This is a genomic window from Terrisphaera buseokensis (genome assembly GCF_047521145.2).
Taxonomy (GTDB): Bacteria; Verrucomicrobiota; Verrucomicrobiia; order Opitutales; family Opitutaceae; genus ER46.
Map to the genome: position 1 here is coordinate 5,372,304 of NZ_CM134186.1, position 16,297 is coordinate 5,388,600.

15 protein-coding genes are annotated in these 16,297 nt (G+C 66.7%); all 15 read left to right on the forward strand.

Features of this window, described 5'->3' with window-relative positions:
- Window positions 1–212 precede the first annotated feature (212 nt).
- Window positions 213–1,694 (forward strand): flippase activity-associated protein Agl23, encoded by a 1,482-nt coding sequence (locus ACLJEU_RS20155; protein ID WP_414663159.1) that lies wholly within the window; start codon window positions 213–215, stop codon window positions 1,692–1,694.
- Window positions 1,691–2,419 carry a glycosyltransferase family 2 protein gene (locus ACLJEU_RS20160; RefSeq protein WP_414663160.1) on the forward strand — a complete coding sequence of 243 codons (729 nt, stop codon included), beginning with the start codon at window positions 1,691–1,693 and terminating at the stop codon, window positions 2,417–2,419. The genes ACLJEU_RS20155 and ACLJEU_RS20160 overlap by 4 nt, the downstream gene beginning before the upstream one ends.
- A 34-nt stretch (window positions 2,420–2,453) precedes the next feature.
- Window positions 2,454–3,320 carry an FAD:protein FMN transferase gene (locus ACLJEU_RS20165; protein ID WP_414663161.1) on the forward strand — a complete coding sequence of 289 codons (867 nt, stop codon included), beginning with the start codon at window positions 2,454–2,456 and terminating at the stop codon, window positions 3,318–3,320.
- A 422-nt stretch (window positions 3,321–3,742) separates the two neighbouring features.
- A complete protein-coding gene (locus tag ACLJEU_RS20170; protein ID WP_414663344.1) occupies window positions 3,743–4,048 on the forward strand; it encodes an NADH-quinone oxidoreductase subunit A in 306 nt (101 codons plus the stop codon).
- 1 nt (window position 4,049) lies between these two features.
- Window positions 4,050–4,703, forward strand: coding sequence for an NADH-quinone oxidoreductase subunit B (locus ACLJEU_RS20175; RefSeq protein ID WP_414663162.1), 654 nt, complete (start codon window positions 4,050–4,052; stop codon window positions 4,701–4,703).
- Window positions 4,704–4,710: 7 nt separating this feature from the next.
- Entirely contained in the window at window positions 4,711–5,397 is a 687-nt protein-coding gene (locus ACLJEU_RS20180) for an NADH-quinone oxidoreductase subunit C (RefSeq protein WP_414663163.1), read from the forward strand.
- Window positions 5,398–5,510: 113 nt separating this feature from the next.
- A complete protein-coding gene (locus ACLJEU_RS20185; RefSeq protein ID WP_414663345.1) occupies window positions 5,511–6,587 on the forward strand; it encodes an NADH-quinone oxidoreductase subunit D in 1,077 nt (358 codons plus the stop codon).
- Window positions 6,588–6,836: 249 nt separating this feature from the next.
- The gene (locus ACLJEU_RS20190; protein ID WP_414663164.1) at window positions 6,837–7,613 is read left to right on the forward strand and encodes a 4Fe-4S dicluster domain-containing protein; all 777 of its coding nucleotides are present in this window, start codon (window positions 6,837–6,839) and stop codon (window positions 7,611–7,613) included.
- Entirely contained in the window at window positions 7,613–8,887 is a 1,275-nt protein-coding gene (nuoH, locus tag ACLJEU_RS20195; RefSeq protein ID WP_414663165.1) for an NADH-quinone oxidoreductase subunit NuoH, read from the forward strand. The genes ACLJEU_RS20190 and nuoH overlap by 1 nt, the downstream gene beginning before the upstream one ends.
- Window positions 8,884–9,402 (forward strand): NADH-quinone oxidoreductase subunit J family protein, encoded by a 519-nt coding sequence (locus ACLJEU_RS20200; protein WP_414663166.1) that lies wholly within the window; start codon window positions 8,884–8,886, stop codon window positions 9,400–9,402. The genes nuoH and ACLJEU_RS20200 overlap by 4 nt, the downstream gene beginning before the upstream one ends.
- Window positions 9,396–9,716, forward strand: a complete 321-nt coding sequence (nuoK, locus tag ACLJEU_RS20205; protein ID WP_414663346.1) for an NADH-quinone oxidoreductase subunit NuoK — start codon at window positions 9,396–9,398, stop codon at window positions 9,714–9,716. The genes ACLJEU_RS20200 and nuoK overlap by 7 nt, the downstream gene beginning before the upstream one ends.
- Window positions 9,717–9,741: 25 nt before the next feature.
- Window positions 9,742–11,757, forward strand: a complete 2,016-nt coding sequence (gene nuoL, locus ACLJEU_RS20210) for an NADH-quinone oxidoreductase subunit L (RefSeq protein WP_414663167.1) — start codon at window positions 9,742–9,744, stop codon at window positions 11,755–11,757.
- Window positions 11,754–13,295, forward strand: coding sequence for a complex I subunit 4 family protein (locus tag ACLJEU_RS20215; protein WP_414663168.1), 1,542 nt, complete (start codon window positions 11,754–11,756; stop codon window positions 13,293–13,295). Before nuoL ends, ACLJEU_RS20215 begins: the two co-directional genes overlap by 4 nt.
- Complete coding sequence (locus tag ACLJEU_RS20220) at window positions 13,292–14,803, forward strand: complex I subunit 4 family protein (RefSeq protein ID WP_414663169.1); 1,512 nt, start codon at window positions 13,292–13,294, stop codon at window positions 14,801–14,803. Before ACLJEU_RS20215 ends, ACLJEU_RS20220 begins: the two co-directional genes overlap by 4 nt.
- Window positions 14,800–16,272, forward strand: a complete 1,473-nt coding sequence (locus tag ACLJEU_RS20225; RefSeq protein ID WP_414663170.1) for an NADH-quinone oxidoreductase subunit N — start codon at window positions 14,800–14,802, stop codon at window positions 16,270–16,272. Before ACLJEU_RS20220 ends, ACLJEU_RS20225 begins: the two co-directional genes overlap by 4 nt.
- Window positions 16,273–16,297 lie beyond the last annotated feature (25 nt).

Here is a 16,297-nt window from a genome sequence, read left to right on the forward strand (position 1 = left end):
CGCATCTACGCTCCGGCTTTTTTGTGTCCGGCGGGATTTCCGATGGGATCGGGAGTACTGGGACCGCGACCGCCCTCGGTCGCTTCCCGCCGGGAGCGACCGGGGGCGGTCGCGGTCCCAGCTGACGGTCCCGAGCCGAACCGATTTCTTCGCTTCGCACCCGTGCTGATTTAGTTTCTGCTCCGCTCAACCCTTCCCGTGTGTTCCTCCTGATGCTTCGGTTGCTGCCCCTCGCGATCATTGCCCTTGCGGCAGGCTGGCTGCGCACGCACGACCTCGCGAAGCGGCCGATGCACGCCGATGAGGCGAACCAGGCGGTGAAACTCGGCGAACTGCTCGACGCCGGCCGCTACGCCTTCGATCCCCGCGATCACCACGGTCCGACGCTCTACTACGCCGCCGTCCCCGTCGCATGGCTGCGCGGCGAACGCTCCCTCGCCACCCTCACCGAAACCACGGTGCGCCTCGTGCCCGCGATCTTTGGCACGCTCACCGTCCTGCTCGTGGTCGCGCTGGCGTCGCCCCTCGGACGCTGGCCGGCCCTGCTTGCCGGCGCGTTGATCGCGGTCTCGCCACCCGCGGTCTACTACAGCCGGTACTTCATCCAGGAAACGCTGCTCGGCACCTTCACGCTCGCCGCCGTGCTGTCCGCCCGATCGTGGTGGCGCACGGGCCTGACGCGCTGGGCCGTCGCCGGCGGAGCGTGCGCCGGCCTGATGCAGGCCACGAAGGCGAGCGCGCCGCTCTTTCTCGCCGCCGGCCTGTTCGCGTGGTGGATCGCGCGTCGCGCCCGCAGCCCCGAGCGCAAGCGGCTGGAAACCGCGGCGGCCAGCGGCTCACGTTCGTTCCTGCGCGGCACCGGCGTGGCCGCGCTCGCGGCGCTGCTCACGGCCGCCCTGCTCTACTCTTCTTTCGGGACGCATCTCGCGGGACTGCGCGACGCCTTGACGGTGTACACGAATGCCCTGACGCGTTTCGGCGCGGCGGCCGCGCCGACCGGACACGAGAAGCCGTGGTGGTATTACCTGAGAATCCTCAGTTGGTATCGCGAAGGCGGACTCGTCTGGCAGCAGCTCGCGTTCTCGCTGTTCGCCGTGGCGGGTCTCGGCGTGGCCGTCGTCAGCCGGTCGCCCTACCTGCGCGGCGTCGCGGCGTACACGGCCGTGATCGTCGGGGCGTTCTCGTTCTTTGCCTACAAGACTCCGTGGCATCTGGTGCACTTCGTGCCCGGCATGGCGATCCTGGCGGCGGCGGCGCTGGCCACGCTGGCGCGGATGAAAGCCGGCGGCGTGATCGCCACCGTGCTGGCGATGCTCGTGATCGCCACCCTCTACCACCAAACGCAGCGCTCGTCGTTCCTGCGTCCGGCGGACCAGCGCAATCCGTACGCGTACGTGCACAGTGCGCCCGACGTGTTGAAGGTGCGCGATCTCGCGCTGGCTGCGGCCGCGCGCTTCCCGGAAAAACCGATTCGCGTGATCAGCGAGGAATACTGGCCGCTGCCGTGGTACCTGCGCGGGCTCGCGCGGGTCGGCTACTATGCCGCTCCCCCCGACGACTGCGACGGCGCGCTCGTGATCGCGTCCCAACTGCAGGCGGAAAGTGTGCGCGCGCAGTTGCGCGGATCGTACCGGGAGTCCTTCTTGGGGCTGCGTCCTGGTTTCCTCTGCATCGTCTTCACGCCTGAACCGTGACCGCCCCGGCTCCCCAGCTTTCCGTCGTCGTCCCCGTCTACAACGAAGCCGGCAACATCCTGCCCCTCGCCGCCTCGACCGTGGAGGTGTTGCGCGCCCTCGGCCGGCCGTTCGAGATGATTCTGGTCAACGATGGCAGCACCGACGGCACCGGCGCGGAAATCGCCGCCGCCCACGCCCGCTGGCCGGAGTGCGTGGAACTGCGGCTGGAGAAAAACTCCGGCCAGGCCGTCGCGCTGCTCACCGGTCTGCGCGCCGCGCGCGGCGACTATTTGCTGATGATGGACGGCGACGGCCAGAACGACCCGCGCGATTTTCCCGCCGTGCTCGCGCTGGTGGAGTCGGGCAAGTTCGACCTCGCCTGCGGCTGGCGCGTCGATCGCCACGACTCGACCCTGCGGCGCATCATGTCGCGCGTCGCCAATGTCGTGCGCGGCGCGTTCCTGCAGGATCACATCCATGATTCCGGGTGCCAGCTTCGCGCCATGCGAAGCGAAGTGCGGGACGCGTTTTTTCCGATGGAGCTCATGCAGAGTTTCATTCCCGCGCTGGCCGTCGCCGCCGGTTATCGCGTCGGCGAGATTCCCGTGCGTCATCACGCCCGGCAGCACGGCCTCACCAAGTACGGCCTCGGCCGCCTCTGGTGGCGTCCCGCCGTCGCGATGATCGGTCTCCGCTGGAAAATCTGGCGCGGCCAAACACCGCAGCGAAACTCACGCGCATGAGTTCCTCGTTCGACGTAACAGCCAACGACGCCAGATGACGCCCGCCACGTTTCCCCACGAGGCGATGGCCACGCACTTCGAGGTGGCGATCGCGGGCCAGGCGTACGACTACGCGCACCAGGCCGCGGAGGCGGCGTTTCGCGAGCTCGATCGCCTCGAGACGATTCTGAGTCGTTACGTCGAATCCAGCGACATCGCCCGCGCGAACCGCAGCGCGCGCGGCGCGACGATTGCGATCACCCACGAGACGCTTGAATGCCTCATGATCGCGGCCGACGTCTCGCTGGCCACGCACCGGGCATTCGATCCCGCCTACGCGTCCGATCGCCCGCCGGAACTCGCGGCCGATCTGCCGCCGTTCACGCTCGATCCCGCTGCGCACACCCTCACGTCCCAAGCCGACGTGCTGCATCTTGACTTGGGCGCCGTGGGCAAGGGCTTCGCGCTCGATCGGATGGCGGACATCCTGCGCGACTGGGGCATCACGTCGGCCTGCCTCAACGCCGGCGGCAGCAGCGTCCTTGCACTCGAAACGCCACCGACGCCGGAGTCGCGCGGGTGGGACGTCGGTCTCGGCGAGGGCCGCGGGCGCCGCGTCATTTCACTTCTGGCCGCATCGCTGAGCGGCTCCGGGATCGCGGTGAAGGGTTCGCACTTGATCGATCCTCGCACCGGTTTGCCGGCGGTGCGCACCAATCGCGTCTGGGCGTATGCCACGGATGCGGCGCAGGCCGACGCGTTGTCCACCGCGTTTTTTGTCATGAACGAAGCCGAGATCGCGGCGTTGTGCACCGCGCATCCACAGGTGGGCGCCGCACTCGCCGCGCCTGGCGAGGAACTGATCGTGCACGGTGCGCTGCGCGCGCTGGTGGCCCGCGCTCGTGTTGGCGACGGAGCTTAGCGCTGGGACCGCGACCGCCCCCGGTCGCCTCCGGAAATGCGACCGGGGGCGGTCGCGATCCAAGTCCAAACCCCATCTCCGAAAAATGCGGCCTCCTGCGCACCGGATAAGAACTTTTTCGCGCGAATGATTCGCCATCCGTTGAAAGCGTTTGAACTCCACCGCCCGCACTGTTGATTGAAATCCGTCCCCACCCCTCATTTGTTGTCGTCCCTGCGACTCGAACCCCCGGCGCCCCATGGTGATCTCAACGTCTGCGTTGCAATCGATGCATTGTTTTCGGCAAGAAACGGGGGGCTTTGCGGGTTGTCGTCTCGGGGGTGAATTCAAAGCCTCCCTAGCGCACTGATTGACCGATGAGCCCACATCCCTACGCGTTTCTTGCCCTCTTCGCCGCCGTGGCGTTCGCGTTTCCGGTCATCCTGCTCAGCGTCGCCCGTCTGTGGACGCGTTTTTTCCAACCGCAGAAACCGAGCGCGACCAAAAACGACGCCTACGAGTGCGGCGTCGCCTCGACCGGCGACACGTGGATTCAGTTCAAGGCGCACTACTATCTTTACGCGATTCTGTTCCTGATCTTCGACGTCGAGGTCCTCTTTCTCCTGCCCTTCGCCGTCGCCTTCACCGGCCTGCCCACCGGCGCCCTCGTGGCGATGCTGGTCTTCATGTTGCTCCTCGCCGAAGGCCTGGTCTGGGCTTGGCACCGCGGTCACCTGGAGTGGAAATAACATGAGCGAACCCACTTCCCCGGCTCCGACGTCCATCACACAGCAGGATCGCGACGAACTGCGCCGGCAGGGCATCCTGCTCACGAGCATCCAGGAACTTTATACGTGGGGCAGCAGCCACTCGGTCTGGCCGCTCAACTTCGGCCTCGCCTGCTGCGCCATCGAGATGATCGCGGCGTCGATGGCCAAGTTCGACATCGCCCGCTTCGGCTCCGAAGTCTTTCGCCCGTCGCCCCGTCAGGCCGATCTCCTGATCGTCTCCGGCACCGTCACCAAGAAAATGGCCCCGCAGGTCGTGCGGCTCTGGGATCAGATGCCCGAGCCCAAGTACTGCATCGCGATGGGCGCCTGCGCGATTTCCGGCGGTCCGTTCAAGCAGGGTTACAACGTGCTGAAGGGCATCGACCGTTATCTGCCGGTCGACATCTACATTCCCGGCTGCCCGCCGCGTCCGGAGGCGTTGCTGCACGGTCTCGTCGAATTGCAGAAGAAGATCCGCGGCTTCAAACTTACCGGACCCGACGCTCCGCGCCATTTGCGCGCCGATATCGCCTGCGACTATCCCGTGCCTGAATTCGGCGCGCACGACCTCGAGCCGCCGAGCAATCCCACGGTGTGGACCGCGCCCGTCATCGTGCGCTCCGAAAAGGCGTAACGCACCCATGGAAACCCCGGAGCAAATTCGCGACCGCCTGCTCGCCCGGTTTCCCGGCGCGGAAGTCACGCTCATCACCAATCCCGGCACGGCGGCGCAGCATGGCTTGCTGATCGGCACGGCGCAGGCCGCCGCGATCGCGCAGTTCTTGCGGGACGACGCCGCGCTGCAGCTGGACCAGTGTTCCAACGTTACCGGCATCGACTGGCCCGAGAAGGAAATCATCGAGACCACGAAATCCACCGTGCCCGATCCCGCCGGCGGCCCGCCCAAGGTCGTCGAGCAAAAGACCAAGCGGATTCAGCCCGGTTATCTCGAGGTCGTCTATCATCTCTACTCCGTCGCGCTGAAACACGGCCCGATCATTCTTCGCCAGCGCACGGCCAATCGCACCGACGCCGTCAGCGTCGCCTCGCTCACGCCCGTCTGGCGCGCGTGCGAATTCCAGGAACGCGAAGTCTTCGATCTCTTCGGCGTCGGCTTCACCGGCCACCCGGACCTGCGCCGTATCCTGATGTGGGATGCGTTCAAGGATCACCCGATGCGCCGCGACTACGTCGAACCCGACGACTACGAATGGGAACCGACGCCGCACGGCACCGTGCTCGAGAAAGCGAAGGCGCACTATCCTGCGCCTGCAGTTACGCCGCCAGCCGCGCCCGCCGTGGCTGCACCGAAGGAGGCCAAGGCATGAACGCCCCTGGCATCACCCTCCCCGCCTCCGGCCTGGGACCGCTCGCCCCGCTGACCGGCGCCACGGTTCGCGAGGTCCACGACGAATTTCACGGCGACCTCCTCGAGGTCTCGATGGGGCCGCACCATCCGTCCACGCACGGCGTGTTCCGGATGATCGTCACGCTCGATGGCGAGCGCGTGATGAAGCTGAAGCCGGTGTTCGGCTACCTGCACCGCAATCACGAGAAGCTCGGGGAGAACACGACGTATCTCGGATCGATGCCGTACACCGATCGGCTGGATTACCTGAGTTCGATGACGAACAACTGGGCGTACGCCATCGCCGTCGAGAAACTCGCCGGCCAGCCGGTGCCCGAGCGCGCCGAGTACGTGCGCGTGATTCTCGCGGAGCTGACGCGCCTCATCAATCACACCTGTCTCGCCGGTTTCCTGATGCAGGACTGCGGGTGCAGCGGCACGCCGCTGATGTATGCGTTTCGCGAGCGCGAAAAGATCCTCGATCTCTTCGAGTCGCTCAGCGGCTCGCGGATGATGTGCAACTACCAGCGCTTCGGCGGCTGCCGCGTCGACCCTTCGGCCGAGTGGCTCGCGCAGGCGAAGCAACTCGCCGACGGCTACGGCCGTTTCCTCGACGAGTTCGAGGCGCTGCTCACGGGCAACGAGATCATCATGTCGCGCACGCAGGGCGTCGGCGTGCTGTCCTCCCAACTCGCGATCAACGCGGGTGTCACCGGTCCGATGCTGCGCGCGACCGGCGTGAACTACGACCTGCGCAAAGTCGACGCCTACGGCGTCTACTCGCGTTTCGATTTCCGCGTGCCGCTCGGCGATCACGGCGACGTCTATGACCGCTACATGATCCGCGTGCTCGAGATGCGCGAGTCGCTCAAGATCCTGCAGCAGGCCTTTGCCGGGATTCCCGCGGGACCGATCATGGATCCCAAGGCGAAGCTCCGCGGCTTCCGGCCGAAGGCGGGCGAGGCGTACGGCCGCATCGAAGGACCGAAGGGCGAGATCGGTTTCTATCTCATCAGCGACGGCAGTCCGAACCCGTACCGCTACCGCGTGCGGGCGCCGTCCTTCGTCAACCTCACGATCCTAGAAGACATGTGCCTCGGCCAGACCATCGCCGACGCCGTGATCATCCTGGGCAGCGTGGACATTGTGCTCGGGGAGGTGGATCGGTGAACACAAACCGGAAAGCGGAGACCGGAAACCGGAAACTCCCGACGCGCATTCCATCCACGCGTAGGGAACTTGCCGTACGTTTCACGCCGCGACTCCTGGTTTCCGATCTCCTGTTCCCGAACTCCGGCTTCCGGTTTCCGGTCTCCGGTCTCGTCTCCCCGGTTTCCGGTTTCCGGTTTCCGCACTCCGGTTTCCGGTCTCCGGTTTCGCCCCCCCCGTCCACGTCTGTCCGTCACGAACCTCGTTAACATGCTCGGCACCGGTCTACTCCAAGGTCTCGCCGTCACCGCGAAGAATTTCGTGGGGAGCTTCCATGATCCGGCGCGGTACACGACGGTCGAATACCCGGAGGTCAAACCGAAGCTGCCCGAGGCCTATCGCAACTTCCCCTTCCTCGTCACCGAGAACGCCACCGATCCGATGGGCACGCTGCGCTGCGTGGCCTGCCAGATTTGCGAAAAGGAATGTCCGCCGCAGTGCATCTACATCGAGAAGAGCAAGGACAAGAAGCCGGACGCCTCCGGCAAGATGCAGCTGTATCCGGCGATCTTCGACATCGATACCTCCGTCTGCATGAGCTGCCAGATCTGCGTCGAGGTCTGCCCGTTTGACGCGATCAAGATGGATCAGGTCTTCGAGATCGCCACGACCGAACGCTTCAACGCCCTGCTGCTCCACCGCGAGGACCTGGGCAAGCCGAACGAGTACTACCACGCGATTCACCCGACCGAGGCCGCCGAAGTCGACGCCCGGCTCGCCGCCGAACGCAAGGCCGCAGACGAAAAGGCAAAAGCAGCCGCCGCCGCCAAGGCCGCCGCACCTGCGAGACCCGCTGCACCCGCCGCTGCTGGTTCTGCCGCCGCCGCGCCCGCCTCGGCTTCGGTTCCCGCAGCTCCAGCCGCCGTGAAACCCGCCGCGACCGCCCCCGCTGCCCCGGTCCCGACGCCGCCCGTTTCCGCTCCCGCTTCTCAACTGCCCGCCGCGCCGAGCGCGGAGGCCCCGAAGGCCCCGCCGCCCGCCGCCTGATGAACGTCCCCGTCGCCGTCGTCGCCACGAGCGTGCTTGAGTGGATTTCTGCCACGCTTCTTCCGTCGCTCACGCACGTGGCCGCGGCCGCCGATTCCACCCTCGAGCGGCTGCCGATCACGCTGCGCGATCTTCTCACCAGCTGGCTGCCGGAACCCATACGCTGGGTGGTCAACAGCCTCATCGCCATCGCCGTCATTCTCGGCGTCTTCGGCCTGCTCTTCGCGTTCCTCACCCTGGCCGAACGCAAGATCCTCGGCCGCGTGCAAAACCGTCCCGGCCCGAACCGCACGGGTTATTTCGGCCTGCTCCAGCCGTTCGCCGACGGCGTGAAGGCGATCACGAAGGAAGACATCGTGCCGCGCGCTGCGGACCACGTGCTGCACTTCCTCGCGCCCGTCGCGCTGCTCGCGTTTTCCATCCTGACCTTCGCCGTCATCCCTTACGGCCGCAACCTGGTGCCGGTCGAGCTCGACGCCGCCGTCCTGTATTTCTTCGCCGCGGGCGCCGCCACCGAACTCGCGGTGTTCATGGCCGGCTGGGCGAGCCACAACAAATATTCGCTGCTCGCCGCCATGCGTGCACTCGCGCAGCTCGTGAGCTACGAGCTGCCGCTGCTGCTGTCGTTTGTCCCGGTCATCATGCTCGCGGGCTCGCTCTCGACGCAGGAAATCGTACTCAAGCAGGGCGGCTGGTCCTTCGGTTTCATTCCGCAGTGGCACGTGCTCACGCCGTGGGGCTTCGCGGGCTTCATGATCTTCATGACCGCGGCGCTCGCCGAATCGAACCGCTCACCGTTCGATTTGCCCGAGGCGGAGAGCGAACTGATCGCCGGCCATCTCACCGAGTATAGCGGTTTCAAATACGCGCTCTTCTTCATGGCGGAATACTTCGGCATGTGCGCGCTCTGCGGCATGGCCGTGACGTTCTTCCTCGGCGGCTGGCAGGCGCCGCTGCCGTTCCTGCAGTTCATTCCGTCCTACGCGTGGTACGCGGTGAAACTGCTGACGCTGCTGCTGGGCTTCATCTGGATTCGCGCGACGTTCCCGCGGCTGCGGATCGACCAGCTGACGCGTTTCGCCTGGAAATTCCTCGTGCCGCTCGCGTTGATCAATCTCGGCACCGCGGCCTTCTGGTCGCTCACCTCCGGCTGGTCGGGCGCGCTGCAGCTGGCGCGCTGGGCGATCGCCGTGGCGCTGGTCGTCGTTCCCTTCCTCGTCATCGGCCGCAAACTCTCCGCCGGCATCGGCCCGCGGACCTATCGCTACGCATGATGCCGCTCGCCTTCCTCGCCATCGCCGTTGTGACCGTCGCCAGCGCGGCGGTCGCCATGTCGCTGCGCAATCTGATTCACAGCGCGCTGCTGCTCATCGGCAACTGGGCGGGCATCGCCTGCTTCTACCTGTGGGCCGGCGCCGAGTTCGTCGCGTTCGCGCAGATGATGGTGTACGTCGGCGCGGTCTCGATGGTGGTACTATTTGCGGTGTTGCTGACGCGCCACTCCGTCGCCGACGTGCGCGAAGCGCCGCATTCCCTGCCACGCGTCGTCGCCGGCCTGATTGTCGGCGGGGCCGTCCTCGGTGTACTCGGCGGCGCCGTCCTGAGCACGCCGCTGGATCGCATCGCGGGCCCTGCGCCGATTGTGACCGTGAAGGAAATGGGGCAGCTGCTCATGCAGCAGCACGCCGCTTCGCTGCTCATCGTGGGCGTCATTCTCACCGTGTCCCTGCTCGGCGCCATCGTCATCGCGTCCGCCGATCGCGCGGACGCAGGAAAGGACGAATCGTGAACCTCACGCCGCTTCATCTCTGCCTGCTGTTCTCGAGCGCGCTCTTCGTCGTGGGCCTCATCGGCGCGCTCTCGCGCAGCAACTCGATCCTGGTACTGCTCGGCATCGAGCTGATGCTGAATGCGGCCAACGTGAACTTCATCGCCTTCTGGCGGTACGGCCCGTCGCCGTCGGCCGCCACGGGCGTGATGTTTGTACTCTTCTCGATCGCCGTCGCCGCCGCCGAGGCCGCCGTCGGCCTCGCCCTGGTGATCGCCGTATACCGTCACCAGAAGAACATCCGCCTCCAGGAGGCCAACCGGCTCAAAGGATGACGCAGCGGCAACCCGCAGTGATCCCATGACATTACCCGTCCACTTGCTCTGGCTCATTCCCGCGCTCCCGCTGCTTGCGGCGGGCATCGGGTCGTTGACGCCCCGGGGCGGACGCACGCTGTCCGCCGCTGCGGCCATCGGCGCGATGGGCCTCGCCTTCCTGCTCTCGTGCGGCGCGCTCGCGACCGCCCTGCAGGATCCTTCCGCGCATCTCGCCCACAATTTCGCGTGGTTCGATCTCGGCACCGCCGCAGTGCGCCTCGGGTGGCTGCTGGATCCGCTGACCGCGCTGATGTGCGTGATGGTCACGTTCGTCGGCCTGCTGATTTTCATCTTCAGCACGGGCTACATGCACGAGGATGCGAACTACACGCGGTTCTTCTGCTTCCTCAGTCTTTTCGCCTCGGCGATGCTGGGCCTGCTCGTCTCGAACAGCCTGCTGCTGCTCTTCATCTGCTGGGAACTGGTCGGACTCGCGTCGTATCTGCTGATTGGATTCTGGTTTCACAAACCCGAGGCCGCGGCCGCCGCGAAGAAGGCCTTCATCACCACGCGCATTGGCGACCTGGGTTTTCTCATCGGCATGCTGTGGTTGTACGACGCGACCGGCTCGCTACTCTTTTATGATGGCGGCAAGGGCGTGCTCGAGAGCGATGCGCTGAGCATCCTGGTCGCGCAAACGACCCTCGGCGGCCTGGCCGTTTCCACGGCGGTCGGCCTGCTGATTTTCTGCGGTGCGATCGGCAAGTCCGGCCAGTTCCCGCTGCACGTGTGGTTGCCGGATGCGATGGAGGGCCCGACACCGGTCTCTGCGCTGATCCACGCGGCCACGATGGTCGCCGCCGGCGTGTTTCTCATCGCCCGCGTTTATCCGCTCATGATCGCCGACCAGGCGCTCACGCAGACTCCGCTCCACGCCCTCACGGTCGTTGCGGCGATCGGCGCGATCACGGCGCTGCTGGGCGCGGTCATCGCGGTGGCGCAAAACGACATCAAACGCGTCCTCGCGTTTTCAACCGTCTCCCAGCTCGGCTACATGATGCTGGCGCTGGGCGTCGGCTCGTGGGTCGCGGCCATCTTCCATCTGCTCACGCACGCGTTCTTCAAGGCGCTCCTCTTCCTCGGCGCCGGCTCGGTGATTCACGCCGCGCACCACGAACAGGATATTCGCCGGCTCGGCGGCCTGCGCGGCCCGATGCGGATCACGTTTGTCACCTTCGCGCTCGGCATGATGGCGCTCGCCGGCGTGCCGTTTGTGTTCTCCGGTTTCTGGAGCAAGGAAGCGATCCTGCATGCGGCCCACGGCTGGAGTGTCTCACACCTGCCGTTCTACGTCGGTCTCGTCGCGGTCGTGCTGACGGCGTTCTACATGACGCGACTCGTGGCCGAGGCGTTCTTCGGTCATGCGCGCAGCGACGCCGCCAGCCACGCCCACGAAAGTCCGCGCGCGATGACCGTGCCGCTGATGATTCTCGCCGTCTGCGCGGTGGTGCTCGGTTTCCTCGGCACGCCGTACTGGCCCTGGCTGCAACGCACGCTCGATCCCACATTCCACAGCGAACCCGGCGGCGCCGGCCTGATGATCACGTCGATCGTCCTCGTGGCGGTCGGAATCGGTGCCGGCTGGGCGTTGTACGGTCGCCGTCTGCGGCAGAAAGCCAGCGCACCGGATCCCATTGCCGCGGCCATGCCGGGCGTGTTTGCCGCCCTGGCGGCGCGACTCGGCTTCGACGAACTTTATGCGGCCACGGTCGGCCGGCTCAATCAGGCGACCGCGACGTTTGCGGATGCGTTTGATCGCTACGTCCTCGACGGCGCCGTCCGCTTCCTGTCGCGGCTCGGCGAGTTCGCCGGCATCGTGAATCGTGAGACAGACGAGGACGTGATCAACGGCGGCTTCGACACCACGAGCGGCCAGCTGCGCGGCGCCGCCCAATCCTATTCCCGCGCGCAAACCGGCGATGCCCACGGCTACCTCGGCATGGTCGCCATGGGTTTCGTGCTGATCGTGCTGGCAGTCATCCTGGGAGGCATGCAGTGAAAACGATTCCGCTCCTCTCCCTCCTCGTCTTCACCCCGTGGATCGGGGCCGGGCTGCTCGCCGTGTTGCGGCGCTCCAGCTCGACGACGAATCGCATCATCGCGCTGCTCTTCAGCCTCTCGACGCTCGCACTCAGCCTGCCGCTGCTGAGCCACTTCGATCCCGCGCGTATCGGCCCGCAGTTCGTGGAACGCGAACCATGGATCGCGGCGCTCAACATCCACTATCACCTCGGGCTCGACGGCCTGAGCCTGATGCTCGTGCTGCTCACCGGGATCGTCACGCCGGTGGCGCTGCTCGCCTCGTGGCGCCTCGAGCGTTCCGCGCGGCTCTTCTGCGCGCTGTTCCTGCTGCTGCAGGGCGCGGCGCTCGGCGTGTTTCTCGCGCTCGATTTCTTCCACTGGTTCTTGTTCTGGGAACTGAGCCTCGTGCCGGCTTTCTTCCTCATCAAACTCTGGGGCGGCGCCGGTGCCACGCGCGCCGCGTATCAGTTTGTCATCTACACCATCGGCGGCAGCGCGTTCATGCTGCTCGGATTTGCCGCGCTCTACGTGGCGACCGGCACGATGGATTTCCTGCAGCTGGCGCAACTGGCCGCGGACGGCACGCTCGCCCAGAAGCTCGCCGCGGTCGGCGGCGGCTGGCCGCAGGCGGTGTTCCTCGGCGTGTTCATCGGACTCGCGGTCAAGGTGCCGCTGTGGCCGTTCCACACCTGGCTGCCTCCGGCCTACGCCGAGGCGCCGACCGGGGCGTCGATGTTCCTCACCGGCGTGATGTCGAAGATGGGTGTCTACGGTTTCCTTCGGATCCTCTGGCCGCTGTTTCCGGGGCCGCTCCACGCCGCGGCGCCCTGCCTGCTGTGGCTCGCGCTCGGTGGCATCGTGCTCGGCGCGTTTGCCGCGATGCGGCAGACCGATCTGAAGCGGATGATCGCGTATTCGTCGCTCAATCACCTCAATTACTGCCTGCTCGCGCTCTTCGCCGTCGCCGCCGCCACCGGCGGGGCTCGGCCGGTCAACGAAGCCGCCACGGCGGCCCTCAGCGGCACGCTGCTTCAGGTGTTCAACCACGGCCTTTCCGCCGCAGCTCTCTTCTACTGTGTCGGCGTGCTGGAGACGCGATCCGGGGGCCGGCGCGGCATCGGTGACTTCGGTGGCGTGCGCACGGCGGCACCGATCTTCGCCGGACTCTGCGGCGTCGCGATGTTCTCCTCGCTGGGACTGCCGGGGCTCAATGGTTTCGTCGGCGAGTTCCTGATCTTCCGCGGCGTCTTCGGGCTCACGCCGTGGGCCGCGGGCGTCGCGTGTCTCGGCCTGCTCGCGACCGCGCTCTTCCTCCTCACGTTCTGGCAGCGTGTCTTCCACGGTCCGAAGCAGGGCGCAGCGACCGGTGAGTTCAGCGATCTGCGCGGCATCGAGTACGCGCCGCTGATTCCGCTCGTGGCGCTGATGTTCCTCCTCGGCGTCGCCCCGCATTTGCTCACGCAGCTTTTCAATCCGCTGATCACCGCCTGGGCGGGACATCTCGTGCTCCCATGAACGCGCTCCCGTGGACCATCTACCTGTCGTTCGCCGGCGCGGCGCTCTGCCTGCTGGCGGGCGCGCGGTCGGCCGCGGCGGCCCGCGCGATCGCGCTGCTCACTTCGCTCGCGAGCTTTGCCGCCACGCTCCTCGCGGCCCGGAGCTTTGTCCCGGGGCCGGGCCTCGAGACCCTGGTCAACGTGCCGTGGATCGCCGAGCTCGGCGTGCGGTATCATCTCGCGGCGGACGGCATCAGCCTGACGCTCCTCGTGCTCACCGGCCTCGCCGCCACCGCAGGCGTGCTCTTCTCGTGGAACATCACCGAGCGCACCGGTGAATTCTTCGCCCTGTACCTCGCGCTGATCGGCGGCGTGTACGGCGTGTTTCTCAGCGCCGACGCCTTCGTGCTCTTCGTGTTCTACGAGATCGCGATCGTGCCGAAGTATTTCCTCATCGCGAACTGGGGTTCGACGAACCGCGAGTACGGCGCGATGAAGCTCGTGCTCTATTCCTTCGCCGGCAGCGCGCTCGTGCTCGCCGGCCTGCTGTGGGCGTATGCGGCGGGCGGCGGCAACAGTTTCGCGCTCGGCGATCTCGCCGCGGCGGCCACGCACTTCACCCGCACCGAACAGCTCGGCATGTTTGCCCTGGTGTTCCTCGGCTTTGCGGTGCTCGCCGGCATGTTTCCCTTCCACACGTGGGCCCCGACAGGCCACGTCGCGGCGCCGACGGCCGCCTCGATGTTGCTCGCCGGCGTCGTGATGAAGCTGGGCGCCTACGGCTGCCTCCGCGTGGCGATGCCACTGTTTCCCGTCGGCTTTGTCTACTGGCAGCCCGTCATCGCGTGGCTCGCCATCGCCGGCATCGTGTATGCCGGGCTGATCGCCCTCGTGCAGGAGGACTTCAAGTTCGTCATCGGTTACTCGAGCGTCAGTCACATGGGCTTCGTGCTGCTCGGCCTCGCCGCGGCCAACAGCCAGGCCGTCAGCGGCGCGGTCCTGCAGATGTTTTCGCACGGCGTGATCGCCGGCCTGCTCTTCGCGGTCGTCGGACGCATGGTGTACGAGCGCACGCATACGCGCAAACTCGCCGAGCTGCGGACAATGCCACTGCACCGGCGGCTGCCGTTTGCGGCATTGACGTTCGTGCTCGCCGGCCTCGCCTCGATGGGCATGCCGGGCTTCAGCGGTTTCCCGGCGGAACTCACAATTCTCATCGGCACGTGGAAAACGTCGCCGCTCTGGGCCCTGTTCGCCGCGGGCGGCGTGCTCGTCGCCGCCGCCTTCACCTTGCGCGCCATCCAAGTCTCCTTCTTTGGCACCACCGACAAGTCCAGCCCGGCGCACGCCACCCCGGCGCATTCGCACCACTATGATCCGATCACGTGGCCCGAACGCACCGGCGCGATGCTGCTGATCGCCGCGACGGTCTACATCGGGCTCAAGCCCGATGCCCTGCTCGGCTGGATCACGCCGGCCCTGCAATCGCCGCTGATGCAGGCGGTGTTGAAAGGAGGCACGCCGTGACCCCGCATTATCGCGAGTTGTTCAACGCGCTGCTTCCGGAGCTGGCGCTCGTGCTCGGCGCGCTGCTCGTCCTGAGCGTGGATCTGATCGCGGGTCGCGGCCGCGCCGCCGCCGCGCGCCTGCGCGTATCCGTTTCCATCGGACTGCTCGCGCTCGCCGCCGCCGGCTACGGCGCGCACCTCGCGGGGAAGGGCGGACCGGCCTTCGACGGCGTCTTTGCGCTCGATGCCCTCGGCTTTGCCGTGCGACTGGGCGTGATTGCGCTTGGCGTGCTCACGCTCGGGCTGCTGCCCGGTGTCTCGCGGTTGCGCCATCCCGCGGAGTACGTCGCGGTGATGCTGCTGGCCACGTGCGGCTTCACGCTCATGGCCGTGGCGCAGCAACTCCTGGTGGCCTTCCTCGCGCTCGAACTGGCGAGCCTCTCGTTGTATGTGCTGACCGGATTCGACAAATCGCGGCCGGAGTCGGCCGAGGCGGCGTTGAAGTACTTCCTCGTCGGCGGCATGTCCGCGGCGTTCCTGCTCTTCGGCTTCAGCCTCATCTACGGACTCACGGGCTCCATCGAACTGCCCGCGATCGCGTTTCAACTGCGCGGCCTGCCGGTCACCACCCTGCTGATCGTCGCGCTGGTGATGGTGCTGACGGCGTTCGGCTTCAAGGCCGCCGCGGCCCCCTTCCATCTGTGGGCCCCCGATGTCTATCAAGGCGCTCCCGCATCGTCGGCAGCGCTGGTGGCGTCCGCGTCCAAGCTGGCGGGTTTCGCCTTGTTCGTGCGGCTGCTCTGGAGCGGTCTCGCACCGGTCGCCGGCGACCTCACCGGAACGGGAACAAGTCCCGGCTGGGTGACGATCGTCGTGATCATCTCCGCCGTTTCGCTGGTGCTGGGCAACATCGCCGCCCTAGCCCAGACCAATGTCCGCCGGCTGCTCGCGTATTCAGCGATCGCGCACGCCGGCGCGTTGCTGCTCGGCGTCATCGCCGCCGGCAAGTCCGGACCGGCGCCGCTGTTTTATTATGCGCTGACCTACGGTTTCGCGACCGTGGGCGCATTCGGCGTCATCGCCGTGGTGGAACGCGCGGGCCGATGCCAGTCGCTCAGCGATCTCGCCGGCCTGTATCGCCGCTCGCCGCTGCTCGCCGGCTGCCTGTTCATCTTCATTCTTTCGCTCGCGGGCATTCCGCCGCTGGCCGGTTTCTTCGGTAAGTTCACCGTGTTCGCCGGCGCGCTGAAGCTGAACGGACTCTCGAGTCCCGCGGGCTGGCTGGCGCTGCTCGCCATCGGCATGAGCGCCGTGGGCCTGTACTATTACCTGCTGATCTTGAAACAGGCCGTGGTGGCCGCGCCTGTCGCCGGCGCCGAAACGAAAATTCCCGTACCGGCGATGGCCGCGGCGTCGTTGGTGATCGCGGCCGCTCTCCTCGTCGTCGTCGGCATCTTTCCGTCGGTCGTGCTGCAAATGCTCCCGTAATACCAATCGCACTCTGCCTTTGGAC

Excerpts from the sequence above, each read along its gene's own strand:
- ACLJEU_RS20165 (WP_414663161.1), top strand. The coding sequence starts at position 2,454 with ATGACGCCCGCCACGTTTCCCCACGAGGCGATGGCCACGCACTTCGAG.
- ACLJEU_RS20220 (WP_414663169.1), top strand. The coding sequence starts at position 13,292 with ATGAACGCGCTCCCGTGGACCATCTACCTGTCGTTCGCCGGCGCGGCG.
- ACLJEU_RS20185 (WP_414663345.1), top strand. The coding sequence starts at position 5,511 with ATGGGGCCGCACCATCCGTCCACGCACGGCGTGTTCCGGATGATCGTC.
- ACLJEU_RS20155 (WP_414663159.1), top strand. The coding sequence starts at position 213 with ATGCTTCGGTTGCTGCCCCTCGCGATCATTGCCCTTGCGGCAGGCTGG.
- ACLJEU_RS20200 (WP_414663166.1), top strand. The coding sequence starts at position 8,884 with ATGATGCCGCTCGCCTTCCTCGCCATCGCCGTTGTGACCGTCGCCAGC.
- nuoH (WP_414663165.1), top strand. The coding sequence starts at position 7,613 with ATGAACGTCCCCGTCGCCGTCGTCGCCACGAGCGTGCTTGAGTGGATT.
- ACLJEU_RS20190 (WP_414663164.1), top strand. The coding sequence starts at position 6,837 with ATGCTCGGCACCGGTCTACTCCAAGGTCTCGCCGTCACCGCGAAGAAT.
- ACLJEU_RS20175 (WP_414663162.1), top strand. The coding sequence starts at position 4,050 with ATGAGCGAACCCACTTCCCCGGCTCCGACGTCCATCACACAGCAGGAT.
- nuoL (WP_414663167.1), top strand. The coding sequence starts at position 9,742 with ATGACATTACCCGTCCACTTGCTCTGGCTCATTCCCGCGCTCCCGCTG.
- ACLJEU_RS20180 (WP_414663163.1), top strand. The coding sequence starts at position 4,711 with ATGGAAACCCCGGAGCAAATTCGCGACCGCCTGCTCGCCCGGTTTCCC.